General features: G+C 67.0%; 17 protein-coding genes and 2 tRNA genes. 4 read left to right on the top strand and 15 right to left on the bottom strand.

Annotation, left to right across the window (positions count from 1 at the left end):
* Positions 1-182: 182 nt before the first annotated feature.
* A complete protein-coding gene (locus IFR11_RS02010) occupies positions 183-3,737 on the bottom strand; it encodes an SIR2 family protein (RefSeq protein WP_191915049.1) in 3,555 nt (1,184 codons plus the stop codon).
* 187 nt (positions 3,738-3,924) lie between these two features.
* Positions 3,925-4,788, bottom strand: coding sequence for a zinc-ribbon domain-containing protein (locus tag IFR11_RS02005; RefSeq protein ID WP_191915048.1), 864 nt, complete (start codon positions 4,786-4,788; stop codon positions 3,925-3,927).
* A 554-nt stretch (positions 4,789-5,342) separates the two neighbouring features.
* Between IFR11_RS02005 and IFR11_RS02000 the strand changes: the two genes are divergently transcribed.
* Positions 5,343-5,627 carry a hypothetical protein gene (locus IFR11_RS02000; protein WP_244630512.1) on the top strand — a complete coding sequence of 95 codons (285 nt, stop codon included), beginning with the start codon at positions 5,343-5,345 and terminating at the stop codon, positions 5,625-5,627.
* Between the two features lie 236 nt (positions 5,628-5,863).
* Here the strand turns inward: IFR11_RS02000 and IFR11_RS01995 are convergent, their stop codons facing one another.
* Complete coding sequence (locus tag IFR11_RS01995) at positions 5,864-6,709, bottom strand: hypothetical protein (RefSeq protein WP_191915046.1); 846 nt, start codon at positions 6,707-6,709, stop codon at positions 5,864-5,866.
* Positions 6,710-6,987: 278 nt separating this feature from the next.
* On the opposite strand from IFR11_RS01995, the gene IFR11_RS01990 reads away from it, so the two are divergent.
* Positions 6,988-9,381 (top strand): hypothetical protein, encoded by a 2,394-nt coding sequence (locus tag IFR11_RS01990; RefSeq protein WP_191915045.1) that lies wholly within the window; start codon positions 6,988-6,990, stop codon positions 9,379-9,381.
* 2 nt (positions 9,382-9,383) lie between these two features.
* A complete protein-coding gene (locus IFR11_RS01985; RefSeq protein ID WP_191915044.1) occupies positions 9,384-10,217 on the top strand; it encodes a hypothetical protein in 834 nt (277 codons plus the stop codon).
* Between the two features lie 200 nt (positions 10,218-10,417).
* Here the strand turns inward: IFR11_RS01985 and IFR11_RS01980 are convergent, their stop codons facing one another.
* The 4 genes from IFR11_RS01980 to IFR11_RS01965 all read right to left on the bottom strand — a co-directional run bounded on the left by IFR11_RS01980 (position 10,418) and on the right by IFR11_RS01965 (position 15,659).
* The gene (locus IFR11_RS01980) at positions 10,418-12,919 is read right to left on the bottom strand and encodes a DEAD/DEAH box helicase (protein WP_191915043.1); all 2,502 of its coding nucleotides are present in this window, start codon (positions 12,917-12,919) and stop codon (positions 10,418-10,420) included.
* A gap of 650 nt (positions 12,920-13,569) precedes the next feature.
* Positions 13,570-13,643 (bottom strand) — tRNA-Ile (locus IFR11_RS01975).
* 76 nt (positions 13,644-13,719) lie between these two features.
* Complete coding sequence (locus tag IFR11_RS01970; protein WP_244630511.1) at positions 13,720-14,559, bottom strand: methyltransferase family protein; 840 nt, start codon at positions 14,557-14,559, stop codon at positions 13,720-13,722.
* A gap of 137 nt (positions 14,560-14,696) precedes the next feature.
* Positions 14,697-15,659, bottom strand: coding sequence for a DMT family transporter (locus IFR11_RS01965; protein ID WP_181015958.1), 963 nt, complete (start codon positions 15,657-15,659; stop codon positions 14,697-14,699).
* Between the two features lie 41 nt (positions 15,660-15,700).
* On the opposite strand from IFR11_RS01965, the gene def reads away from it, so the two are divergent.
* Complete coding sequence (gene def / locus IFR11_RS01960) at positions 15,701-16,267, top strand: peptide deformylase (protein WP_082509726.1); 567 nt, start codon at positions 15,701-15,703, stop codon at positions 16,265-16,267.
* A 15-nt stretch (positions 16,268-16,282) separates the two neighbouring features.
* On the opposite strand, the gene IFR11_RS01955 is transcribed toward def, so the two are convergent.
* The 8 genes from IFR11_RS01955 to IFR11_RS01920 form a co-directional block, all read right to left on the bottom strand.
* Positions 16,283-17,587 carry a glutathionylspermidine synthase family protein gene (locus IFR11_RS01955; RefSeq protein WP_191915041.1) on the bottom strand — a complete coding sequence of 435 codons (1,305 nt, stop codon included), beginning with the start codon at positions 17,585-17,587 and terminating at the stop codon, positions 16,283-16,285.
* The gene (locus IFR11_RS01950; protein WP_191915040.1) at positions 17,587-17,961 is read right to left on the bottom strand and encodes a tRNA-dihydrouridine synthase; all 375 of its coding nucleotides are present in this window, start codon (positions 17,959-17,961) and stop codon (positions 17,587-17,589) included. Before IFR11_RS01950 ends, IFR11_RS01955 begins: the two co-directional genes overlap by 1 nt.
* Positions 17,962-18,078: 117 nt before the next feature.
* Positions 18,079-19,008, bottom strand: coding sequence for a glutaminase A (gene glsA / locus IFR11_RS01945; RefSeq protein WP_191915039.1), 930 nt, complete (start codon positions 19,006-19,008; stop codon positions 18,079-18,081).
* Positions 19,009-19,045: 37 nt separating this feature from the next.
* Positions 19,046-21,394: an acyltransferase family protein gene (locus IFR11_RS16710; protein ID WP_191915038.1), complete on the bottom strand. Its 2,349-nt coding sequence runs from the start codon at positions 21,392-21,394 to the stop codon at positions 19,046-19,048.
* Between the two features lie 209 nt (positions 21,395-21,603).
* Positions 21,604-21,676: transfer RNA gene (locus IFR11_RS01935), tRNA-Asn, on the bottom strand.
* Between the two features lie 62 nt (positions 21,677-21,738).
* Positions 21,739-22,512, bottom strand: coding sequence for an ATP-binding cassette domain-containing protein (locus IFR11_RS01930; RefSeq protein WP_055837073.1), 774 nt, complete (start codon positions 22,510-22,512; stop codon positions 21,739-21,741).
* A 46-nt stretch (positions 22,513-22,558) separates the two neighbouring features.
* Positions 22,559-24,412 carry a DNA primase gene (gene dnaG, locus IFR11_RS01925; RefSeq protein WP_055837070.1) on the bottom strand — a complete coding sequence of 618 codons (1,854 nt, stop codon included), beginning with the start codon at positions 24,410-24,412 and terminating at the stop codon, positions 22,559-22,561.
* Positions 24,412-25,734 carry a deoxyguanosinetriphosphate triphosphohydrolase gene (locus IFR11_RS01920; protein ID WP_156458893.1) on the bottom strand — a complete coding sequence of 441 codons (1,323 nt, stop codon included), beginning with the start codon at positions 25,732-25,734 and terminating at the stop codon, positions 24,412-24,414. The genes dnaG and IFR11_RS01920 overlap by 1 nt, the downstream gene beginning before the upstream one ends.

The following is a 25,734-nucleotide window of genomic DNA, read 5'->3' as shown; positions in this document are numbered from 1 at the left end:
ACGATCCTATGGATCGCGGGCGAAATGTTCCTCGATACAAGGTCCAGGTTGAGATCTAGGGGGCAAGAGCAATGTCACAACTCGCTAGGGAGGTAGTCGGACGGGTCTAACTCGCCACTCGTAGCGTGATGCACGCCCGCGAGCACCCAGCGCGAATATTTCGAGACCGACGCGGGGCTTGTTTACGAACGCATCTGTGACCACGACAGAGCTTCGGCGATGCCGCGTTTCACCGCAAGCTCGGCAAGATCCTTGAGTAAAGCCGGGCTCACCCGCTTCTCGACGCGTTCGAGCAGTTCGCTGAGCTCGCTACGTACGTGCCAGTCGGGGTTCGTCGTGAGCTTCAACCGGTCGGTGGCGACACTCACGAGCAGGTCCGCGAACGCTTGCGTCTGAGTGACTTCAAGGTGATGGAATCTTGTGTGCTGGCCCATCGGGCCGGGCGCAGCGGCTGTGAGGAGCAACGCTTCGGTCGTCCCGAGTTCGAGAGCGAGATCGCCCCACGCGGTCCTCTCATGGAGGGACTGAACCCCGGGTGCAGCGTCCTGTCTTCCGGCGATGGCTGCCTCAAGCCAGGAAGACCAAAGCTCATGTTTACCGTCCTGGTCGAGTTCGTCGACCACGGTTCCGAGTGCGTCGGCGAAGATGGGCAGCCGCCCGGAGCTAGCCGGCGCCGCGAGCGCAATGATGAGAGCCGGCCGGTCGACAACGCTGGCTGTGGAATACACCGCGATGGAAGCCATCGTTCGCCAGAACCGGTACGCGATTTCTTTGTCTTCGCCCGTTGCAGCGGCCTCTGACGACCGGAGAAGAATCTCCCAGAACCCTGCATCCAGGAGGTCAGGTGGCGTTCTCGGTTCGTGCAGAAAACTGTGCCACGCGTCGGGCGCAATGTCGGACTGATCGGGGTCGAATAGTGGCAGCACGTGGGCGGTGGTGAAGTCGCGGTCCGCCGAGAAGAGGAAGTACAGCTTCCCGGTCAGGATGCTGGCGCTGGTAGCGCCGGCCGAGGTCGATGGGTCGAGCATCGAAAGGAGAGCGGCGGCCTCGGGCTGCGCGAGACCTGTCCAACGGTCGGGAGCGGAACGCCATCTTGATGAGATGCGATTCAGCCAGTACTGCGCCAGGATCCCGGGCCACGTGTTGAGTCCGCGCATGAGCGAATCGCTCCACCCGCCGGGGTCGAATGTGGCGGCGTTGGTCGTCCATACCTGAGCGGCAATCCCATCGAGCCGTCCGAGCAACTGCTCGTCCACTCGTTCCGTGGGTGACGTAGAGAAGCCCTTCAGAGCTTCGCTCACCGCACGAGCAAGCTCCGGGCGCGTACATAGCACCGCAAGGGCTTTAGCCTGATCGTCGACCCGATCCTGTGGGACCGGCCCTTGACCCCACCCCTGAAGGACTGCTGCAACAAGCTGGTGATGGAGAGTGACAGGGGTGAGACTCACCGCGGGGAGTAGGTCGAGGCCGATAGCCGGGTGAGCGGCCGTCGTTTCTCGCAAGAGCCGGCAGAAGTCATCCCACGTGGGCTGGTTGAAGTCACGCTCCGTGTAGTCGAGATTGACGAGCTCCTGCACTACAGCACTCACGCCGGCTTCCCGTATCTTCGCCACGAACTCATCCACGGTGAGGGGCATCACGCCACCCCACGTTCCTGACGTCATGTAGTGGTCAAGATCTGGATGGGGACGGACTCCCATATTTGGATCAACCAAGAGAACGGACGCAATGGCATCGTCCAGGTCTTGCCAATGACGAGTGTGTCGGCGGAGCCATTCAAGACGGTCGAAGATGGCCCGTCGGCGGAGACGAGCGTCGACGCCTTCCACCGGGTCCTCGCGGGGCGGGCCACCAACGACCGCTGAGAGCAGTCGGGACTTTGCTTCCGGAGTGAGCTCAGGACCGGCCAGGGCAAGGAGGCGGAAGACTTCGTGTTTGGCGTCAGGGTCATATATGAAACCGTCGAGGACGACATTGCACTTCTCATCGGCGTCGAGCTCTGTCGACTCGATAACCAGGTGAAGACCCAGTCTGCGGAACAGTGCGTGCTTGCTGGCGAGCCACCGTTTCCATAGAGGCTTTGCAGCGTTCGAGGCGGCCGCGGCGGCGTCGCGAAGCGTATCGACGACCGTGCCCTCTTCGTCGCCGAAGCTGTTCTGTTCGTGCGGCTCGATGGCGGACCGGTGGAAGGACCAGGGATCGAAGGTGCGGTCGGGGTCGAATGCTCGGAGCAGTCCGTAGGCGTCAGAAAGGGCTTGTTCGGCGATCTGGAGAACCTCGTCAGCGATCTGTTCCAGGCCTTCCGCGACCTGTTTCCAAAGCTCCCCAAGCACGTTCTTGGACACCGCCCACTCGATATCCGCGGATACGCGGAGCGGTTGGTCATCGTCCTCATCCGTGGGGAACCAGGGGTGGTCCTCCCTGAGCACGAGTCGGGGCACGAGTGCCCGGCGCAGTAGCGGAAGAGCATCGACGCCCTTCAGTGGACTGCCGTAGCCGTGAAACCATGCCAATCCCGACTCTGCCTCTTGAGTCCGGAGACTTGCGGTGAGTAATGCCGTCCACCGACGCGCTTCCACCGGAGCCGGCGCACTGAGGGCACGAACAGCTCGCGAAAGCTCCCATTGCAGTTCTTCGGACACGACTGGACCTAGTCGCGCGACGGTTCCTAGCGCGAGCGATGAATGCTCGCTAACGGCTACGTAGTTGTCGACGAACCAGCCTGCCAGAACACGCGACGCTTCGTCCTCGCATCTACCTGGTCGGAAAAGTGCTCTGAAGACGTCCTGACCTTCAGCCCACCGAAGCCATTCGTACCCCTTGGCGACATCCGCGAAGCCTCGCGCCCCAGATGAGGTCCGAAGGACATCCTCGAGATAGTCCGCGTCCTCCGGGACTTTCGGAGGGCTTCCAGCCGCGATGTTCTTCGCCCTCGTGTGATGGTCAAGTAGCCCCATATTCATCCAGGCAGCCCACGCGTCCAACGCGACGGACACCGCCGCGTGCCCATCATCTACTGGATAAGCGACGGGGGTGATTCGAAGGCTGGCCCAGCGTCCGCTTTCTGGCTCATGGGTGAGAACGAAACGGGCTCGAGCACTCGGCGGCAACCCGCGAGCGAGGTAGGTCATGACCAAATCGTTGTGGCTGTAGCCCACGAACAGCACGGTCCGGTTCTCGAAGAGATCCTGCACAAACCGGCGCGCCCAGCCCTCAGTCAGGTACGCCCTCCCGAAGTCGTCATCGGTGACCACGAGCTCGGATGCCGGACGCGACGCGGACCCGTGGAGGTACACGATTCCTCGGAAATCGCGCCCGAGCGGTAGAGCTGGCGCTGTATACCGGTCCCCCAGCGTCAGCTCCTCGGCCGCGGCGGCCGCCTCGATGTGGCCGTCGTAGTTTGTCGACACGACGGGTGCCTTCGCTGCGGCCGCCAGACGGGCAATGGCTTTGTGGTTGGCGTTGGGTTTCGATAGGCGGTGGCCGGTCACGGCCCGCACCTGTTCCTTCACAAGCGGATGGTCAATTGCAAGCTGGCCTAGGAAGCGGTCGGAGTCCACCGAGTCGTCGAAGTCGACACCGAGGGCTTCCGCGATGGTTCTCGCGAGGCCCTCGTAGTCGGGGAGGTTGGACGGTGCGTTCAGCGAGACGCCAGCACCGACAAATAGGACCAGGCGGCCCTCGCGTGCTGCGCTGAGCAGCTCGCTCGGGATATCGACGTTCTTTGTGATCCTCACGTATCGAACTTCCCACGATGCACGCGTCGATGCCCGCACGGCGCGCGAGCCCATCGGAGCGCCGTTCTCCCAAGGCGGGCACGCGCGAGTTGACAGCTTGACCGCCATAGCATTCGCCCTCTACAGCGTGCGCGGTGAAGGGCTCTGATCTTCGCGCGCTCTATGTGCTCATTCCGCGGTCCTGGGTTCAACGCAGATAGGCGTCGACGAGCAATGACCCACGCACGCGCCGAACTTCGTCGACGAGCCGGTCGAGACCCTTCGCGCTCCAGGCACTCAGCTGGATGTCTCGGGGCCCTAATGGTTCGAGCTTGCCGGTGCGGATGCGGATGACTTCCCACCCGGCGGCGCGGAGTGCACGGTCCTTCCGGCGGTCGGTCTCCTCGCGCTTCCCGACGTGCTCGAGGCCGTGGCGTCCAGTGGAGTCGTACTCGACAGCGATGCGCAGCTCTTCGAGGGCGAAGTCCGGCCACACCTCGAGGTGCTCGAAGAAAGGCCTCTGGACGCGGACGGCGTTCAGGGCGGGCGTTAGCGCGAGCCGCGCGAACAGGTCTGCACGCATCTGCGCTTCGACGGCGGACGCTGGCTTCGGCGCGCAGTCGGAGACGAACGCGGTCCCGACCGGGACGTCCGGGGTCTTCCGGCACAGCTTCAGTTTGGGGCGCGGTCGCCGCGGTCGCAGGACTGCCTGCTCGACGGGCGAGGTGACCGTCTCTCGCATCGGTAGAGCGACCGCCTTCGTCGGGTTAGCCGCTTCCGAGCATTCTGGGCACCAGGCACTTCGGCGTCGCTCGCGCCCCGGCCGCATTCGTTGTTCGGTTGGAGTGGCCGCGAACCTGTGACCGCCGCTCGCGCATTCCCAGAGCAGGAGCACCTCAGCCGCCGGTGGGATCTGCGTCAGCATGATGCCACCGTTGAGCTCCGGGTGATACTGGCGAATGAGGGCCGGGAACGCGGCCCACGCTTCACGGTATGTGCCAACTAGGTAGGGGACGTCGAGGCCCTTCGACCACTGGCGGCGCGCCCACCACGATTCGACCCGTTCCGGCATGAGGGCACCCTAACCGGGGCCGTCGACATTGGCCCGACTCGCAACGACAGTTGACCTGTGCAGAAACTGGCTCGCGTTCTCACCGACTCGGTAGGTTGCGGGATGCGCGGTGATCCCACTCCGATACGGCCCGCACTCGACTCCTCGTGGTTCACAACGGAGCCGCGGATGCACAGTCTCGATTGCGAACCCACCGCCCCTCAGGAGTAGGTGCGATGTACGTGCCAGTGGTCGCGCTCTCGGAAGACGTCGAAAACAAGGGTGATTCTGTCGTCATCGGTGGTGGCTTGGAATCGCCATCCGCGAGATGCGTGGGGAGGGTGACTCCCGTCACTCGCAAGTGGGGTCGGTGTGTCCGTCACTCTCCACCGACGCTGGCCATAGATCATGCGGGCGGGGATGTCGTCACTCATCCATAGAGTCAGCGTGGGTGCGGTGATAGCGGGCATGTTTGCAGAGTAGAACAAAGGTACGACACTCGGTAGTCTGAGTCTCTTCTAGAGGAGGCACGGATGGGCACGAACCGTCGGTACGCAGCCCATTACGACCAGCTGATGGACGCTCGCATCATCGAGCGGGTTGTAGCGAGCGCCGGCCCTCTGCAGTCGCTGAGCCGGGAGGAGCTAGAGCTAGACACCCAGCCCATGACGAGAGACCCCCAGCCGAAACGCGTAAGTGCCTGGGTTCGCTTCGGGGGTACCCCTCTCCTCGTCGACGCGAAGGTGACAAGCTGGACCCCGACGGCAGTGGCGGTCCGGTTCGTCGTCGCCGGAAAGGTATACAGGGCCTGGGTGTGGGCGTCGGCAGTTCGCGAGGCACCGCCGGTATCGAAGGGCTGAAGCTGACTGCGACCCCGCGTGACGGCTCTGCCCTAAGCGAGTCACCTTGCGCCCTGCGCCGCTAAACGCGGTCACCACCACCTTGGAGCTCAGTCGCGCCGACTGTCGCGCAGGTGGCTAGTACGCGTTGCAGGTGCCGCCGGGCGTTGTGTAATGGGCTGCGCCCCAGACATCCGATCCACTCACCCCCGCGATTGTGAGGCTGGCGGCGAGTCCGGCGCTCGGCGCGAGGCGTGTCACATGAGTGGAAGGGGGCCGTGCACGACTTGCAGCTCCTGACCGCGCTGCAATGCGAGGGCTGCGAACTCGCTGACGTCTGAGGCAGAGATTGTCTCCCCCTCATGAGGATTCACGTGTGCGTATAGCCGCCCGGCTTTGGCTTGTCGAACATAGATGCCGACCGCACCCGGGGTCTTACCGCGCCCGCCAAGAAGCACCGACTGGTACCAAGCGGAGTTCCCTGCCGGAAGCGTAATACCCATGGTGCTCGTTAGTTCGCCGGGTGTGCTCGCGGTGGACTCCAACGCGCGCGGCGCGACGGTTGTCCCCCTGCTGAGGAACCGGAATCCCTCGGATGCGCCCACTGCCGTTAGGCAGTACCCGCCCACGCTGGGGTGCCGCCCCAGAGGACCTGCGAGTTGATCCATCGCACCGATCAGGGCTTGCACCTCGCCCCACTTCTCTTGGGAGTCGTTGTAGAGCCGGGTCAAGTCCCCGAATGCGTCAGGGTTTCCCTCGAGGGCTAGTTCGCCCGCCGGAACGGAGGCGACTTTCCCGTCACCCACCGTCCAGAGGGAGGGGCCCGCGGTTGAGGCGACGATGAAACCAGCGTCTTTCACACCTCTCAGGTGGTCAACGATGTCGCCCAGGTCGTCCTCGCGCCGCTGCACGAGTTGACGAACGGTCTCCATTGGCCGCTCACCGGAGATCGCAACGGCGATTTGGTCGCGAAGGAGAACGATCTTGGGTAGCGCGAGGTCGAACACTCTCGCGCTCTGAATAGCGTCCTCCGCATAGGTGACCTTTGTATCGGAAACGATGGCAATTCCGGATTCGAAGGCAACCGCCGCGATGAGCGTCATGGCTGAAGACTACGGCCGCTTGCTACTTGCCTCGTCTGGGAGACGCCGGGGGTGAGGCGGTGGGCCCAACTCGGTTTTCGTGCTGGGCAACCTGACTCAGCCCTTGGGGTACATCGCAGAGGCGACGGGGCAATAGGCGCGCGCATGACGAACGAGTCGAACAAGGCAGCACGGATTCGGGCCCAGCTTCGTCTCACGCAGGTAGCCAACATCAACCCGGCACAGGTCGTAGTTGCGAAGTAGCTCCGAAACAGAACAGGCCGTGTGAACATCGTCTAATGCATCCTCTGCTAGACGACGAGAAGCTTTCCGGTCCGCGCGAAGTGCGAATTTCGGCACGCCCCGCCCGCGAGGTGATACCGGTACGCGACATAGACACGTTCGTCACTGCGGTAGAACGTGCCTGCCAAGTTTGGGGCGGTGCGGCGGACCCTATTGTTCCCGTGGGCAGGGAGGGCGAGGTCTCGGACCTCTACCGCGTCAAACTGCATGGTTCCAACGTCGACCGCGTGGTGGGCTCCAGAGTGAATCGGATGGACTTCCGCCCCTTGGCCCCCGACTCTCCGCCCGAGATGTCCTTCTGGGGCAGGCAACTGGCGCTGGGCTTGCTTCCCTACCGAAAGCAAGCGCAGCAGCCGACGCTCGAGATAATCGAGTTGAGCGCCGACGATCCGTGGCGCGCGATTTACGCAGCGTGCCTGGGTGCGCTTCCCCACGACATCGACCCTCGGCTCGTTGAGCAGGGTAAATGGGTCTCAGACTTGACCTTTGACGATTTCGTTGAAGTCAACCGCGTGCTCGCGCGGGGGAATCTAGCGGACCTGCGCACACGAGCCGGGGAGGTCACTCGCGATGTGTCTACCCCACGACGTAGCTCGATGCTGTCTCTTGGGTACGGAGCGTCCAACGTGATGGCTCTTGGAGCGACCGACCCCCTCTTGCCTGACGCAAACTTTTTGAAGCGGCATTACGGGCCGGATGTCCTAGTCGTATGCGCACCCGATGCCGTCGAGGATGTTGCGCTGCTTTGGAACCTCCGGGCGGCGCATGGTGACCGATACACGCTGCCAATAGGCATCCCCCTTCACGAATTCAACGCGCAGTCCCTTGAAGAGGTGCTCGACGACCCAGGCGTAGGACGGCTGAGGATGAGCCGTTCGCGCAGGATTCTCGTGACTAGCGCGACGGTGCCGACCGAGCAATTGATGGATCTCGCGAGCCCCGATGGTGCCGAGATCGAAAACGTTGTCTTCGCCGACCAGGTTGAAGTGTTGGACTTCGGCCGAGTTTTTGGCTGGAGTCGTGACGAAGTGATTGTTTGGGCGAATGGTTCAGCTCGTTACACAGCGCTCGACACAAGCACTGAGCGAGAACTGCGAAGAGAGCGCAATCTGAGTGATGTGCTGCGTTTCCAGTTTGATCTCGAAGTCCCAGACAGCCCGATTCCGGAGGCTGACGATTTCCGGGTAGACACCGGTGGCGAGTCTTTCCACGGCGGGGTCCGCTCGGTCTGGATGTCGCTCAGCCGCTCGGATCGCGTCAGGCAAGTTACCTGGCCGTCGCGTTCCGTGCTGGCCCGCTCGGTCGCATCGACCCGCGGCCTCGATGTTCGAGAATCAGTCCCCGGTACGGCCGCGAGCACTCTATTACGAGGAGTTGGAGGCCTCCTGGAACTCGGCCACCTCTGCCACGCGCCTCTGCTGAACCTGTTGGAGGAAATGTCCACGAGGCAGGGATTCGCTTGGTATCGAGACAGGCTTCGCCGTAACGGCACAGAGGCGAGCCCCGGAGACGCCGTAGCTGACGCTGTCGAGGAGCTTCCGTCCTACACGTCCCACCGGTTCAAGAAAGCGCTCGGGAACAGCACTGCAGCTACCAAGTGGTGGCTGCAGTGGGCGGAACGCGCCGAACTGATCGTCAAAGGCTTCTCCGTCGCATGCGTGGAATGCGGCGCGAAGCAGTGGCTCCCCGTCGACAGCTTCTCGCCACCGATCCGATGCCACGGGTGCGGCCGAGAGATCCGGTCACCATTCGGAAATCGGACAAGCCTAGAGTTCGAGTACCGGCTGTCGGAGCGCCTGCGGCGAGTTTACGAGGCGGACGCGATGGGTCATCTGCTCGTCGCACGTTATCTGTACGGAATCATCATGGGCTATCAAGGTGACCGGCTCATCGGCATGCATCCGGGAACCGAGGTATTGAGGGACGGCAGAGTTGTAGGCGAGGCCGACGTCCTCCTTCTCACACGCTCCGCCGAATTCATTCCGGTTGAGGTGAAACGGACGAGTGCCGGACTCGTCCCGTCGGAGATCGACAAGCTCGACACCCTGTGCCTTGAACTGGAGTCGCCGTGGTCTGCCATAGCCGTCTGTCAGTATGCCCGCGACGCCGGTGAAGCCATGTTGTCGCTGCAACTCAAGAACTCCGACAACACCTATCGACGGCTGGTACTCACGCTGGATCATCTGCTGGAGCCGGCGCCTATATGGACGGTGTCGAGCGATCCCTTCGCCTGGACTCCGCTCGATCCTCAGGCGATTGCCGAACGCGAGGACGAATTCGTCAGGATCACGGCTGCTCGCGAGACGTCGGACTTCGAACACTGGAAAGACGAGTCGATGCTGCGTGCAGCGCGATCCAGCATGTCCGCGCGGCACCCCAGCGGGGGCTAGTCGTGAACCCGAACGAAGACGAGTCTCACGAGACCTCTTACGCCCCGATTCCAGACCAGCTGGAAGGCGTTGTGGCGAAGATACTGAGAGCTGGCGCCCTTCTTGCCGAGATCGATCAGCTCGCCCTTCAATTCATGATGGGTAACAGCCCGACCTTCGATGTGGTTCCGAACCTCACGCACCGCAGCTATACGGTGACCGCGCATGTCCCTTCGCCGCCATTGTCCATCGCCGTCATGTTCGGCGAGGTCCTGCACAACCTTCGTTCCTGCCTTGACCACGTTGCGAGGTTGCTAGTGCTGGCTGCCGGCGGGACGCCAGTCGACAAGCCGCCACGCGCGACTTCCTTCCCAATACTGTTGGACGCGCCGAGCAGGAGCCTGGGCGTTTTTCCTGGAATACGGCCGGAGGCCCTAGAGGCCATCGAGTCGCTTCAGCCTTATCGCAGCGCGGAGGGCGAACGACATCCGCTCTGGAGACTCAGCATTCTCAATAACATTGACAAGCACCGCCTACTCCACGTCACATCTCTCAGCGGGGCCGGCGGGGTCGCGTTCGTTCCAGCGCCGCTTGATCCGGAGGCATCGACAACCCAGGAGCAGCGTCGACACACGGTTCGGTTGTTACCTGAGCAGCCCCAAGTGTTCCTGGCCACGGCCGCCGAGATGCACGATCCTGCCGCGATGGCAGGCCTATGGTCTTACACCGTCGTGCTCGGTGAACCTGGGGCGGGGTTCCGAGACCAGGTTGTCGGGGTTGGACATGAGCTGCTCGACTTCGTCGCGGACCAGGTGCTGCCAACCTTGGCCTCCTTCACCCTTCCGCCCCAACGTTAGAACTTGAGGCATCAGTTTCACCGGTTGTCTCGCAGCGGCCGCCCGCGCCAGCGAGTCCTTCAAGCATCGCTTCGCTTCGCGACGATGCGGGCACCGGATGAGGCCGACGCGAGCTAAACAGCCGTACGGATCATCAGCCTCGCGTGTGAAGCAGGACGGTTGGAGTGAGCCGCACCGTTCGTCCCGTAAAGCTACGGCTACTAGCGGGTGCCACGAATGGGGTATCCCGTCAGCCGCTCCTTCACTTGCGTTGGCAGAACGCGGTGATCCCAGAGGTGCTGCTGGATCGCTGCGCCCGCACCGGAGTCGTTCACGTTCACGCCGGCACGAATCGCGACGAGCGCGCGGTGAACTGCGTGCGCGACATCGAGAAGTTCGTCCGGGGTGCAGAGGTACAAGTGCGGCGCTGCGATGGGAACCGCGGTCGGTTCAACCAGCTGGCTTGGTGCGACGATGACGCCAACCGAACCCGGGGGAAATTCATCGGCGTCCTTGTCCGCGGCGAGCGAATCGAGTTGAGTGTTCGCCTTGCGGACGTACTCCATGCTCAATTTGTCGGTGGTTTGCTCGCTCTTCGCCTCTACGGTCATCCACAGCTCATCCCAGATCCAGGCAGCGTCGGTCTTCCCCTTGCCGGACGGCTTGAACGAGTCCGCGCCCAGGAAGCGCCCCAGCTCGACGAGGCCGAGTTCGTACTGACTGGCCTCGGTCTGTGCGAGTTGATGGAGCATCGCTTGCGAGCGCGACGAAAAGGCGCTGCTCGAACGCAACGGTCCGCTGATTAGAGCAAGCACTCGCTGGATGGCGTCCTCATCCCAGGGCTCGGCAACCACGTCTTCGGGCGGAAGCGGTTGGATCTCGCGCAGCCACACCGCGCCGGTGGCGGCGCCGTGCGCTGTCTTCAGCAACTCAGCCGCGCGCGCGCGTGCCAAGGCATTGCCGGCGTCGGCCGACAGCCCGAACCACGCGCTCGCGAGGTAGGCCCAGAGAGCGCGGTAGGAACGAGCCCCGCTGTCACTGAGCCCCTCAAGAACCGCGACGGCGGCTCGACCTGCTGCTTCCCATTCGCCCTGCCACGCCTTCTGCCAAGCGGACACCTCTCGCACTGCGCTAGCAGCCAAGTGGGCCGACAGCGGTTGCGGGATGCGCTCAGCATGAGCTCGATTGTCCGCTATCGCTCGCTCACCGTACGTGCGCCAGTCCTCGTCCTGCGCCAGCGCACTGCGGGTGAGGGCAACGAGGTTGCTGAAGTTGGTGGCGCTGGCAGCGAGACCGAACTCGATCTCTGCTTGAAGCTCAACCGGCATCGACGTAACGTTGTCGGGGTCGGACAGATACCTCAGCAACTCTTGACCGTGGATCGCAACGACCGCCCAATCCTGTGGGCCTCGCGTGCATCGTCCAGCGCCTTGAACAATTCGTGTGCGGATTCGCTCTGCTAGCACCTCCCCCGCCCTCAGCTTCCCGCTAAGGAACTTGTCTTGCAGATGTGACGCCGCCGGTACGTCTGCAAGCACCATGAAACGGCAGCTCTTGTCGGCAAGGTCCATGCCGTCGTAGCGATTCGGCGCGAGCAGAGTCCCTCGCTCAGCGTCCTTGAAGGTTTGGACGGTGGTGTCTGAGGCAACGATTAGCTCAGACTTCGGGGTCCCGATGAGTTTGGCAATCTGTTTCGCCGCGGACAATGCCTGAGTGAGGATGAGATGCTTCTCGGCAAGCGCGGCGATACGTTGCAGAGCTGATGGCTCTTCGACAACGTCGACACCGTCCAGTTCGTCCGAACTTGCTGGCGGCGGGACAACGGTGGCGTCCTCGGCTGAGTCGAACTCTGCAAGATCGGGAAAAACGAAGAACCGTCGCCCGCTGCCGGTTCGTTCCCAAGCCTCGGGAGAAGCGATACGCGAGATCGCACCGCGACCAAAGGCACGTTCAAGCTCGCCGGCCTCGCCGAGCGTAGCTGAGAGGTAGATCCGCTGCCCAGGGCCCGTGAAGGGCACGTGCTCGAAAGTCGGGGGGATCATTGGGCGGATATACCAGCCGCTCCGTGCAACGTAGAAAAGGCAAGATGCCAGGTGCTCGCGGATCATTCGGAACCGCCACCAAGCGTCGGATCCATTAGTCAATCCGGCGTCGAGCACTGCGAGGATCTCAGGGATCCGCGCACTCACCGCGCCTTGCGGCAACAGACGAACCTCGCTGGTCGTGACTGTATCTGGCCCGTCGCCAGTCATTCGTGCAGCGAGGTGCGGGTCGACGGCGTCCCCAATTGCATCAAAGAGGTCATTGTAAACACTCGATCCGTTGCCTACCTCAAGAGACCAAGCCTCAGCGACGTAACCCTCTGCGGCGTGGGCGTCGTCGAAGAGCAGAGTCTTCGCGCCAGCGAACTGCGAGTGAGAGTTGAAGACGTGGGAGTAGGTGGTCACCGCAAGAGCCTGCGCGCGCGTATACGCGGAGAGCTCCCGAGCCTCCCAATTGCGATGCGAGTCGATGAGCGCGTGCGCCTTGATCCCTTGACGCTCGGCCGCCTCAGCGACTTGCAACGCCAACTGCTTTGTAGGGCAGGCATAAACAACCCGGTGTTGGTACTTCCTACGCCGCCATTCCGCAATGAGAAGACCTACCAGCGTCTTCCCCGATCCGGTCGGCAACTCGAGAGCGACATCGGGATCTTCTAGATGGGCTTGGTGGTACTCGCGCATCTGATCGACCTGATGCGACCACAGGGCTCCGACTCCATCGCGCCGACGAGGAAGCTCGCCAAATAGGGTTTCAGGCGACGCTGTCGGCTCTTCTGCTCGCGCAGCGGTGGGGAACACAGGGCGGGGCGGGCGTCCAGCATCAGTCATTCAGAAGCCTTCAAGTCGGCGAATCCGTCGACACCGAGGCTAGCGGTCTAGCTGGTCGCGGGACATAAGCGCACCCGTGGACGTTGCTTCGAAAACGACCAATGCGCCAGATGAGCATCCACAAACCTTTGATAGGAGTGCGCCCCTGTTCCCCACAATCATGCTCTTGCCTCGTTGATCCGCGCCTCGGCGCGGCCTTGAAGGAGCACGAGCAGGTTCCATCACGGGAGCGAAGCGGAAGCTTGCTCCATAGCGATCTACGGGGATCTGAGGTGCGTCGCTATGAGCTCGGAGAGCCCCGCTGCGCCTCCAGCTGACCCGCTTTGACCTGTACCGGTCGGTAGGTCTCGGTACGTTTCAGTGAGCCTCAGCGTCAACCCGTACTTCTCCGTGCTACTCGGACCCCTTTTCGTCAGGCATCCAAAAGTGGCCCCATTTCCGGACCACATGCCGATACATACACCTTCTGTACACGGGTTCTCCGCGTATTTACGCGGTTCTTGTGGGGCGGGTGGGACTTGAACCCACGCTCGTCGGGTTATGAGCCCGCTGCCTTGACCAGCTTGGCCACCGCCCCCAGCGACGACGAGCCTACCGGCATCCGTCGTCCGGCGAGAAAGCGGGGCCCGGTATGACGTGCCCGCGCGATCTGCTCAGCGCGGTGCCCTCAGCCGAGGAACCCAGCACCGCACCGCGTGCCGGTAGCGGGCGTACTCGTCGCCGAAGGTCGCGGCGAGGGAGGCTTCTTCATGCGGGCGGATCGCGTAGTTCCACACGAGAGAGCCGGCGAGGGCGTAGGCGACGACCATCCACGACGACAGCATCAGCCCGACGCCGACGCCCTGGGCGATACCGGCGACGGCCATCGGATTGCGGATGATCCGGTACGGCCCGACGATCACCAGACGGTTCGGCATCGCCGAGGGCAGGGGCGTGCCGTCCCCGCGCGTCGTCAACGACGCGGCAGACCAGAGTCCGAGCGCACTGGCGGCCACCACGACGACCACGCCGGCCGCGACCGTGCCCTCCGGCGTGGGGACCGCCAAGCGCCATCGCTGTTCGAGCGCCGAGATGACGAGGGGCAGTACGACGAGGCAGACGCCCCAGAACACGACGATCTGAGCCGCCGTCGCTGCAATGTGCGCCCAGGGTGTACGACGTGTGCGTGCCGGACGAAAGGCGAACGGTCCGATCAGAATCCACGTCGTGGGGATCCGCCCGAGAACGAGCAGGAACCACGCGCCCACCGACCCGGTGGATGCCGCGATCATGAGGACGACTCCCCCGCCCGCGTGAGTGGTGACGGTGGCGTAGGCGAACAGCAGGACGGTCACGACGAGCGTCCACGTCGTCGCGATGCTGGCCGCCCACCGGGATCCTCGACTGGGTATCACCGCGGCGGCGGCGGAGGCGACCACGAAGAGCGGAACGTCGAGGGCCGCCACTGGAACGGGGTCGAGGCCGCCCAGCGTCGCCTCCCGGACGAAAGGCATGGTGAACACGCCCACCCACCAGACTGCACCGCCGGCGGCTTGCAACGCGAAGTACGCCCGAGCCAAGATCGAGACCCGACGGCGGACGTCGTCCGCGCAGACCGCCGACGCAGCCCGGCGAAGGCTCACCATCCCGCTCAGCGCACGCGCGGCTTGGCGGGCTTGCCGTCGCCGGCGATCTGGGGGTGGTGCTTGGTGAGCTGGATGACGCCCCACGTGGCGATCGCGCCGGCGATGACGAAGCCGATCAACGCCCACGCGGGGGCGGTCGACGCCTCGCCCAGCACCAGCAGGCCGATCAGCACGGCCACGATCGGGTCGATCACGGTGAGTCCGGCGATGACCAGGTCGGGCGGGCCGACCGAGTAGGCGGTCTGTACGAAGTAGGCGCCGACGGCGACGGCGGCGACCAGCGCGACGACGCAGAGAAGGGTGAGCCACTCGAAGTTGCCGGCCTGGATGCGGCTGATGATGACCTTGGCGAGGGTGGCCACGAAGCCGTAGATGACGCCGGCGGCCATGATGTAGAACAGGGCCTGCGCGCGGCGGCGCACCAGCATCCAGAAGGCACCGAAGACCACGACGACCACGGCCAGGATGCCGAGGATGATCAGCAGCTCGCGCTCGGTGACCACGTGCTCGGTGGCGAAGAACGCGGCGATGGTCACGAAGATGAAGATGCCGCCGACGCACAGGGCGATCGCGATGAGCGACTGCCGGGTGGGCTTGTGGTGAGAGACCCGGGCGTTCAGCACCGTCGTGATGACGAGTGCGATCGCGCCGAGTGGCTGCACCAGGATGAGCGGCGCGACAGAGAGCGCCCCGAGCTGGCAGACGATGGCGAGCGCGAGCATCACGGTGCCCGCGACCCACGACGGACGCGTCAGCAGCGAGGTGAGCTGCTTGCGCGAGAGGCCGCCGGTGGTCTTGCCCGAAAGGCGCTCCACCTTCTGCACGCCCCGGTGCTGGTACTGCGCTCCGAACGACATGAACACCGCGCCGAGAAGGGCGAGCGGGATGCCGAGAAGGATGCGCGGATCGCGGAAGATGCCGACGAGATCGTCGATACCGTCGGTCAGGGAGACATCGAGCGGGATCACCCCTCGACGATAACGGTCCGCCCGCTGGTTAGGCTGGAGACGTGGCCGTACTCCCGATTCGCATCATGGGCGATCCCGTGCTGCACGCCCCCGCTGCCCGCGTCGACGAGATCACCGACGAGGTGCGCACCCTCGTGGCCGACATGTTCGAGACCATGGACGCCGCCCCCGGTGTCGGTCTCGCGGCGCCGCAGGTGGGTGTGGGCCTGCGCATCTTCACCTACACGTACGAGGACGACGAGGGACTCCCCTGGCGCGGCGTGGTCATCAACCCCGAGCTCTGGATCCGCCCGACTGAGCCGGGGTACCCCGATCCCGACGACGAGTCGGAGGGGTGCCTGTCGTTCCCCGGGGAGCGCTTCCCGCTGCGACGGTCCGAGGCCGCGCTGATGACGGGCACCGATCTCGACGGGCATTCGGTGCGCGTCGAGGTCACCGGGTGGCGCGCGCGCATCCTGCAGCACGAGTTCGATCACCTCGACGGCATCCTGTACGTCGACCGCCTCGACGACGAAGACAGCCGGGTCGTCGCGAAGATCGCGAAGAAGCGCAAGTGGGGCAAGCCCGGCGTCTCGTGGATGCCGGGCGTCGACGATATCGACGCCTGAGCGGTCCGCCCGGTCTCAGCCCTCGATGATGTTCGGGGCGAAGCGGCAGTAGTAGTCGGTGATGGGTCCGTCGGATTCGCGGATGCCGACCCCGTGCGCCTCGTCGTCGACCACCCACGACCCGAGCACGGGGTGATTGCTGCCCCGCGACCCGCGGAAGTCGGGCAGCTCGTGGTACTGCTGCCATACGCGCTCGCGCCCGGTGCCTTCGCGTCGGTACTCCTGACCGTTCGAGGCGACGCTGCCGTCGGCGCGGTGCACCCGGATGCCGTCGCCCTCGCGGCCGAAGACGGGTTTGACCACGAAGTCGGTCATGCCGTTCGGGCCGTCGGCGTAGGCGGGCAGCAGGTTCGGGTGCCCGGGGTACATCCGCCACAGCGCGACCAGCAGCAGCTTGTTCGAGAGGAACATCTTCCACGCCGGTTCGTACCAGCGGCCGAAGAGTCCGCGTCCGGCGATGAGAAGGGCGCCGAACTCCTGGTCGCCGATGACCCGATCCTCACCCGAGACCAGGTCTTCCCACGGGTACAGCTTGAAGAGGTTGCGGATGACGGGGTACTGGGTGCCCGGGGTGTCGCCGGGCAGCGCGGCGATGCTGCGGGATGAGCCCCACGCCTCGGGAACGCCGACGAACTGGCGCGCGCCGTGGTGCCAGCCGATGTCCTTCATCTCGATGCCGGTGTGCTCCCACCCCGCCTCGGCGGCGAGATCGCGCATGTAGGCGACGGTGTCCCAGTCCTCGCCGTAGATGTCGGCATCCGAGTGCGCGACGAACAGGCGACCGCCCTCGCCCTCGTTCAGCGAGCGGTGCAGCAGGGTGCGCCACCGCGCGACGAGCGCTTCGTGCAGGCCGTTCCACTGGTCGGTGTCGGCGGGGAGCGCACCGGTCTTGATGCGGTCCTGCAGCCAGAACCACTGCGTGAGCGAGGCCTCGATGAGTCCGGTGGGGGTGTCGGCGTTGTACTCGAGCATCTTGGCCGGGGTGCCGTCGCCGGCGTACGCCAGGTCGAAGCGGGCGTACACGTCGGGTTCGTCCTGCTCGAGCGACCACTGCGCGAGCTCGAACGCTTTCGGGGTGAGCCCGAGCGAGCCGAGTTCTCCGGATGCCAGGTAGCGGGCCGCCTCGCGGCACATGCGGTGCAGCTCCTCGGTCTGCCGCTCCAGTTCCTCGACCTCGGGAAGGGTGAAGACGTAGGCCGCGCCGTCGTTCCAGTACTCGACCGCCGTGCCGTCGTCGCGCAGGGAGCGGGAGTAGATGAGGCCGGACTGCTTGATCGTGCGTTCCCAGTCGGGGCGCGGCTCGAGCTCGATGCGGCGCATCAGCCGCCGTGGCTTCCGTCGGATCCCGAGCCGCCGAACCCACCGCGCGAGACGCTCGCGCCGTCGCCCGAGATGCCCTTGGCCGCGGTCTTTCCGCCCGGCAGGGTGTCGACGCCGCCCGCGACGGGCTGGCCGACGGCCGGGACCGCGCGACTCCCCGACCCGAGGGGCAGGAAGTACCAGTGCGCCCCGCCGCCGTGGTTGTTGCAGTCGTCGTCGGGCAGGCGCTTCTCGGTCGCGTTGTCCTGACAGATCTGGGCGTAGTCCTCGGAGACGTTCGTCCCCTGCCCGCAGCCCGTGAGGGTGGCGGCCAGGGCGGCGACGACGCCGACGGACACGCTGCGTGAGGCGCGGCGGCGCGCGACGGGGGGCATCGGTTCTCCTGCGAGATCAGGCGGGGATCGGGGGGTCACGCCGATGCTCTCACACGCACGGGTAGTGCGGGTCGAGATGCACGGGGCGCGCCCTCCGGCGTCGATGGAGAAGCGCGTTCAGACCGCGAAGCTGTGCAGCTGCAGGTCGTCGCTGAGCATCTCGCTCGCCCGACGGCCGCGCACGCTCGTGCCCTGACCGTCGAGGGGCGGACTGACGACCGCGGCTCCCAGACGCCCCGGCGCCGACAGCACGATCGCCCCCGACACGCTCGACTTCGCGGGCACGCCGACCGCGCGCATCCACCGCCCCGACCCGTCGTACACCCCGCAGGTCGCCATGACCGAGACGACGTCGCGGGCCACGCGCGCGGAGACGACGCGTTCGCCGGTGCAGGGGTTCACGCCGCCGAGCGCGAGGGTCGCGCCCATGACCGCGAGGGTCTCGGCATCGACGAGGGTTGCGCACGCGCGGGCGTATACGGCCACCGCGTCGTCGGCCGAGGGCTGCAGCGCGCCTTCGGCCCGCATGAGGTGGGCGAGGGCGTGGTTGCGGTCGCCGAGCAGATGCTCGTTGTGCGCGACCTGCTCGTCGACGAGCAGGTCGCGGCCGGCGAAGGCCGAGAGGCCCCGGGCGATCCGCGCGCTGCGCTCGTCGGGGCCGTCTCCCTCGACGAGTGAGGCCGTCAGCAGCGCCCCCGCGTTGACCATCGGGTTCGGCGGCCGACCGGTGCCGCTTTCGAGCTTGATCGCGTCGAAGGCCTCACCGGTGGGTTCGATGCCCACGAGATCGAGGGCTTCTCCGTCGGTGTCGACGAGGGCGAGCGCGAAGAGGAAGGGTTTGACCGCCGACTGCACGCTGAACGGCACATCGGCCTGGGCGCTGGTGCGCACGGTGCCGTCGGGCAGCGCCAGGGCGAGAGCGCACAGGTCGGGATCGGCGTCGGCCAGCTGCGGGATGCTGTCGTCGACCGTGCCACCGCGCTCCGAGAGCAGGCGCGATCGGAGCGCGTCGAGGTCGAGGGAGCGGGGATCGGGGGGCGAGGTCACTCCCCCAGCCTGTCAGCCGAGCGAGCGCGCGGGGCCGTCAGTACAGTCCGCGGGCCGAGAGCTCGTCGCGCAGGATCGGCGCGAGGCGCTCGGCGAACGCCGGTGTCAGGTGCATGTCGTCGTACCGCACGGGTGTGTCGCCGGCGAAGGCGGGACACACTCCTTGCCAGCACGAGAACGGCAACGCGTCGATCGCCGCCTCGCCGGTGGCGGCCGCCTGCGCCTCGGTGGCGGCCTGCATCTGCGTCCACACGTCGTCGACGGCGGCGAGGCACGCCGCCGGGCCCGTGAGCGGGGAGTAGCAGCGTCCCAGGTCGGCGCCGTGCGGCGGAGGCGCGAGGAACACGGTGTGCCCGGCCGGCGCCCACCCCGAGACCTCGTTCGCGACCCCGGATGCCAGCTCCGCGGCGTTGAGGTCCCGCCCGTCGACCGTGCGGGCGAGCGTGTAGGCGTTCGACACGACGAGCAGGTCGGCGGGGTCGGCCGCGACCATCGCGGCGATGTCGGACTTGCGCCCGGCGCACCCGGCCGTCACCGCGGGGTCGCGGCTCTCGATGAGGGCGTCGGTGAAACGGCATCCGTACATTCCGACGGTCGTGACGCGCCACGCTCCGCCGCTCGCGTCGGCGAGGGCTCGGAAGGCGGGCGCGTAGGCCATCGCGCTGGAATCGCCGACCAGGTAAAGGTGCCGCGGAGCGTCGGCGTTCCCCCACGTGCAGCGGCCGGCGTCGGGAGCGATGTCGGGGGTGAAGCAGTCGTGCGCGGGATCGGTGGCCGAGGTGGCGCGCATCACCTCGTCGAGCGAGGGATGCAGATCGGGCCAGCTCGACGCCGTCGTCGCAGCCGCGAGCTCGCCCTGCAAAGCGGCGAGGGCGGCGCCGGCGTCGGCCACCGGAGCGGCGGCGACGGGTGCGGCGGGCGCGACGATGACCGGCGCCCCGTACGCGACGAACACCGCGAGCACGGTCGCTCCGGCCCCGATCGCCAGGGTGGCGCCGGCCAGGGCGATGCGCGGGGCGAAGCGCGTTCTCCACTCGGCCCAGGAGTCGCCGGAGCGCCGGGCCGGCGCCGGGGTGGGCACCGGCGTGGGCTGGGGCGGGGTGATTTCTGCAGCGGGGGCCGGTTCCGGAGCGACCGCCTCGGTGCTCGCGCTCTCGGTCGCTCGCCGTCCCGGGTAGTACCGCTGCCCGGGCACCCATCCGGCGGGGCGAGACGCGAGCGCGGCGGCCCGTGGCGTCGGCACCGCGACCTCGGCGAGGGCAGGGGTCGAGGCGGCCGTGACTTCGTCGGCGGTCGGAGCGCCCCCGTTCGGGCGGACCAGCCACGGCGAGCGGTGCAGAGGCTGCTCGACGCCGAGGTAGGTCGCGACGGTGAGCACGACCATCACCAGCACGGTGATGCCGGTGGCCGCGGGCCCGGGCGCCAGCAGCGCCCCGGCGAAGACGATGACGGGGAGGTGCCAGAGGTACAGCGAGTACGACGCGTTGCCGATCGCGACCGCCAGCGGATTCGAGACGACGAAGAGGGAGCGGTGACGCGGGTCTCCCCCGGTGCCGCCCGCGATCACCAGCACCGCGCCCGCGACGGGCATCACGGCCCAGGGGGCAGGGAACGGCGCCGTCGGATCGAGGACGAAGAACGACGCGACGACGAGCGCCACCCCGGCCCACGAGAGCAGGGCGCGCAGGGGGCTCGGCATCCGGAGCAGGAGCGGCACGAGGGTCGCGACGACGGCGCCGGTCGCGAGTTCGCCCGCGCGGGTTCCGGTCGAGAAGTACGCCACGCTCGGGTCGAGCGGGGTCTGCACCCAGGCGAGAGCAGCGGATGCCAGAACCACGGCGCTCGACAGCAGGCCCACCGCGACGCGCGCCGCGGAACCCCGCCGACGCGCGACGGGCAGCGCCAGCACGAGCAGCATGACGAGGAGGGGCCAGAGCAGCGAGAACTGCTCCTCGATCGACAGCGACCAGAAGTGCTGCAGTGGTGAGACGGCGATGGTGGAGAAGTAGTCGCGTCCCTCGAGGGCGAAGCGCCAGTTCGAGACGAGGCCGACGGCGGCGAGAGCGTCGCCCACGATGCTCTCGGCGCGGGTACCGGGGAACACCACGAAGGCGGCGCCCACGGTGGCGGCCAGCACGACGAGGGCCGCGGGCAGAAGGCGTCGGAGGCGTCGGGCGAAGAACGCCGACAGGCGCACGGTGCCGGAGGCGTCCAGATCGCGCAGCACGATGCCGGTGAGCAGGAACCCCGAGAGCACGAAGAACACGTCGACGCCGACGAAGCCTCCGCGCGGCCATCCCGTCAGGTGCGTGGCGACCACGGCCACGACGGCGAGCGCCCGGAGCCCCTGGAGATCGCGGCGCGCGGGGGCTGCGGGTGCGGTCACGGCGGCGTCCTCTCCGGCCGCCGAGCGACGGCCGGAGCGAGTCTAATGGAACCGCTCCCATACGCCGCGCACAGGAGGCCGCCGTTCAGAGCGCGAGACGTGCGACTCGCCCGTCCCGGGCCCGCGATGATCGCCCGGAAAAGAGGAAAGGCCCGGGGTGGAAGCCCGGGCCTAAGGTGAGAGCCACGTTAGATGACGCGGTACTCTCGCTCCCCGGCTTGGACTCGAACCAAGAACCTGTCGGTTAACAGCCGACTGCTCTGCCAATTGAGCTACCGAGGATCGTGCGCACCTTGCGGTGGGCAACCCAACGATACTAACAGCACGCGGGGGCGTGCGAAAAATCAGCCCGCCGAAAGACGTCGCTCGGGCGTGCCGTCGGGTGTCCACTGCAGAGCCTCCACGCTGTGGCCGAACGCGACGGCGTGCCCGGCGTGCAGAACCAGCACGTCGGCGTCGAGGTCACGGGGGGCATCGGCGTCGTTCGTGACGACCAGTGTCGCCATGCCGCGCTCGTCACGGCGGCGCAGGATCGAGGCACGGGCGGCGGCGCGCACCTCGACGTCGAGGTTGGCGTACAGGTCGTCGGCGACGAACAGCCGCGGTTCGAGCACGAGGGCACGGGCGAGCGCGACGCGCTGCCGCATCCCCGCGCTCAGCTCGTACGGATACTTCGGAGCCGTGCCGAGCGGGAGCTCCATCTCGTCGAGCAGAGTCGCGACGCGCACCGCCAGCGCCCGGGTGTTGACCTTGCGATCGCGGCTCGTGATCGGTTCGGCGATGACGTCCTGCACGGTCAGGCGCGACGGGAGCCCCGCGCCGGCGCCCTGCGGCAGGTAGCCGGTGTGGAACGTCCACTCCCGGCGGGCGCGCCCGGGCCGGCGCGCCGAGATCCCGTGCACGCGGGCGTCGCCCCCGACCACGGTGAGCCCGTCGTCGGGATGGCCGGCGAGCAACGACACCAGCGAGGTCTTGCCCGACCCCGTGGCGCCGCGCACGACGAGGGTCTGGCCCGCGCCCAACGAGAACGTGATCCCGTCGATGACGCGGACGCCGCTGCGAGCGAGCGAGAGGTCGTCGGCACGGAGGGCGACGTCGGTGTCGTGGGACCGGGGCATTCCTTCATCCTCGCCCACCACGGGGGCCGATGCCAGCAGCGCGTCCCTACTGCGCGACGAGTCGTTGGCGGTCGCCGTCCAGTTCGCGCAGTCGGATGCGCAGGCGGCGGCCCTCTTCGGAGTCCGCGGGAACCCGCTGGATGCCGCGCAGCAGCTCGTTCTTCTCCCGCTCCAGTTCGCGCACGAGGAGTCCTCGCGCCAGGTCGTTGGCCGAGGCGACCGCGCCGTCTTCGGTGCGGGCCGGGAACTCGGCCGTCAACAGCTCGGCGGCCAGGGTGCGGAAAGGCTCGCGCACCGCCTCGACGGCGGCCACGGCCCACCCGGGCTGCGACAGATCGGTGGCGGCCAGCGAGCTGCGCACGGCCTCGAGGGCGGGGTGTCCGAACGGCGACTGCAGGGCGCGCAGGAACAGGTCGGGCTCGATGCGATGCCCGTACTGCAGGAAGGCCATCATCGCGCCGCGTTCGAGGGCGACGTCACGCGTGTTGGGCAGCGAAGCCAGGCTCACCGACTGCGCGATCACGGGGCGCTCCGTCTCGCCCGCTCCCCCGCGCTGCGTATCACGCTTCTCGGCACGGTCCGCGCCGCGCGCGGCACGCTCGACGGCGCTCCCGACCTCGGGCAGGTCGAGGCCGAGGCGTCGGGCGAGCACGCGGACGTAGCCCGGACGCAGCGCCGGGTCGCGGATGTCGGCCACGATCGGGGCCGCGGCGCGCAGGGCACCGGCGCGCCCCTCGACGCTCGACAGGTCGAAGTCCTTGAGCCGTTGGTCGATGACGAACTCGAACATCGGCGCCTTGTTCTCCATGAGCGCGCGCACGGCACCGTCGCCGCGCTGCAGGCGCAGGTCGCACGGATCGAGACCCTCGGGGGCCACGGCCACGTACGTCTGGGCGGCGAAGCGCTTCTCGTCGGCGAAGGCGCGCAGCGCCGCCTTCTGCCCCGCGGCATCCGGGTCGAAAGTGAACACCACCTCGCCCGAGGCGCTGTCGTCTCCCATGACGCGGCGGAGCACCGTGATGTGGTCGCTGCCGAAGGCCGTTCCGCATGAGGCGATCGCGGTGGTGATGCCCGCGAGGTGGCAGGCCATCACGTCGGTGTAGCCCTCGACGACGACCACGCGGTGCGAGCGCGAGATGTCGCGCTTGGCCAGGTCGAGGCCGTACAGCACCTGGGCCTTCTTGTAGACCGGCGTCTCGGGGGTGTTGAGGTACTTCGGGCCCTGGTCGTCGTCGTAGAGCTTGCGCGCCCCGAACCCGATGACCTGACCGGTGATGTCGCGGATCGGCCAGACCAGCCGGCCGCGGAAACGGTCGTACACGCCACGCTGCCCCTGCGACACGAGTCCGGATTGCAACAGTTCATCGCGCGTGAACTTCTGGGCGAGCAGGTGGTCCATGAGGTGCGACCAGCCCTTCGGCGCGTACCCCACGCCGAAGTGCGCGGCGGCGCCGGCGTCGAACCCGCGGTCGCCGAGGAAGCGGCGCCCGGTCTCGGCCTCGGGCGTCATGAGCTGGGCGCGGAAGTACTCGGCGGCGGCGGCGTTCGCCGCGTACAGGCGCGACCGCCCGGTCGTCTCGGGAGCCGGCCCGCCGCCGTCTTCGTAGTGCAGCGTGTAGCCGACGCGCGCCGCCATGCGCTCGACGGCCTCGGTGAACGAGACGTGGTCCATCGCGCGCAGGAACGAGTAGACGTCGCCCGACTCGCCGCATCCGAAGCAGTGGTAGTAGCCCACCTGCGGCCGCACGTGGAAGCTGGGGCTGCGCTCGTCGTGGAACGGGCACAGGCCCTTCATCGACCCGACGCCCGCGGACTTCAGGGCGACGCGTTCACCGACGACGTCGGCGATGTTGACCCGCCCCTTGACCTCGTCGATGTCGGACTGGCGGATGCGCGCCATCAGGCATCCGCTCCGCGGGGTGCGCGGGTGCCCGGCGCCCAGACGCCCAGCTCGGCGGCGTCGACGTCGCCCACCAGGCGGTTGTGCCAGGCGATCGCGAGCTGGTCGGTGAGGCTGGCGACCTGGTCGACGACCACCCGGCGACGTGCAGTGTCGTCGGCGGCGGCCTCGAAGTCGGGGGCGTGCAGGGCGTCGAGCGCGCCGGGGTTCTCCCAGAGGGCGGATGCCAGGCGCTTCAGCACGTGGCGCTGCTCGCGGTAGAGCACCTTTCGGCCGTCGATCGACACGACGGTGGCCCCGATGATGCCCTTCAGCACGGCCATCTCGGTCTCGACCTCGGCCGGGACGATCACGTGGGCGCGATAGCGGGTGAGCTCGTCGGCCGGGTAGGCCTCGCGCGTCGCCGCGGTCGCCGCGCGCGCGAAGCGGCCGATGAGGTCGGAGGTGAGGTTCTTCAGGCGAGCGAGGGCGGGGCGTGTGCCGTCGAACGAGGGGATCCACTCGGGCATCGACATGAGCCGCTCGAGCCCCTCGGCGAGGTCGTCGCGCACGAAGTCGTAGCCGACCCATCTCTGGATCGCGTCGAGCAGACCGTCACGGCCCACCCTGGATGCCAGGCGGGCGGGGTCGATGTAGCGGTTGACCATGGCGTCTTCGAAGTCGTGCACCGAGTACGCGATGTCGTCGGAGAGGTCCATGACCTCGGCCTCGATGCAGCGCTGGCGCGCGGGCGCTCCCCCACGCATCCAGTGGAAGACGGGCTCGTCGTCGGGGTAGACGCCGAACTTGAGCCGCCCGCCCGGATCGGGGACGGGTTCGTCGACCGTCCAGGGGTACTTGCAGGTCGCGTCGAGGCTCGCGCGCGTCAGGTTGAGCCCGAACGGCTCGCCGTCGGCGCCGAAGGTCTTGGGCTCCAGGCGCGTGAGGATCCGCAGCGTCTGCGCGTTGCCCTCGAAGCCGCCGATGTCGGCCGCCCAGTCGTTGAGGGCGCGTTCGCCGTTGTGACCGAAGGGCGGGTGACCGAGGTCGTGACTGAGGCAGGCCGTGTCGACCACGTCGGGCGACAGCTGCAGGGCCGTCGCCAGCTCGCGGCCCACCTGCGCGACCTCGAGCGAGTGCGTGAGTCGGTTGCGGGCGAAGTCGGCGGGGCTGGCGGGGCTCAGCACCTGCGTCTTCGCCGCGAGGCGCCGCAGGGCGGCGGAGTGCAGCACGCGCGCGCGATCTCGGGCGAAGTCGTCGCGCTGCGAACGGTGCTTCTCGACGTGGAAGCGGGCGGCGTCGGCGTCGACGTAGCCGAGCGGACGAGCGGTCGCCGTGCTCAG

Source organism: Microbacterium sp. CFBP 8801, from assembly GCF_014839455.1.
Lineage (GTDB): Bacteria > Actinomycetota > Actinomycetes > Actinomycetales > Microbacteriaceae > Microbacterium.
This window is presented reverse-complemented; position numbering and strand designations above follow the sequence as displayed.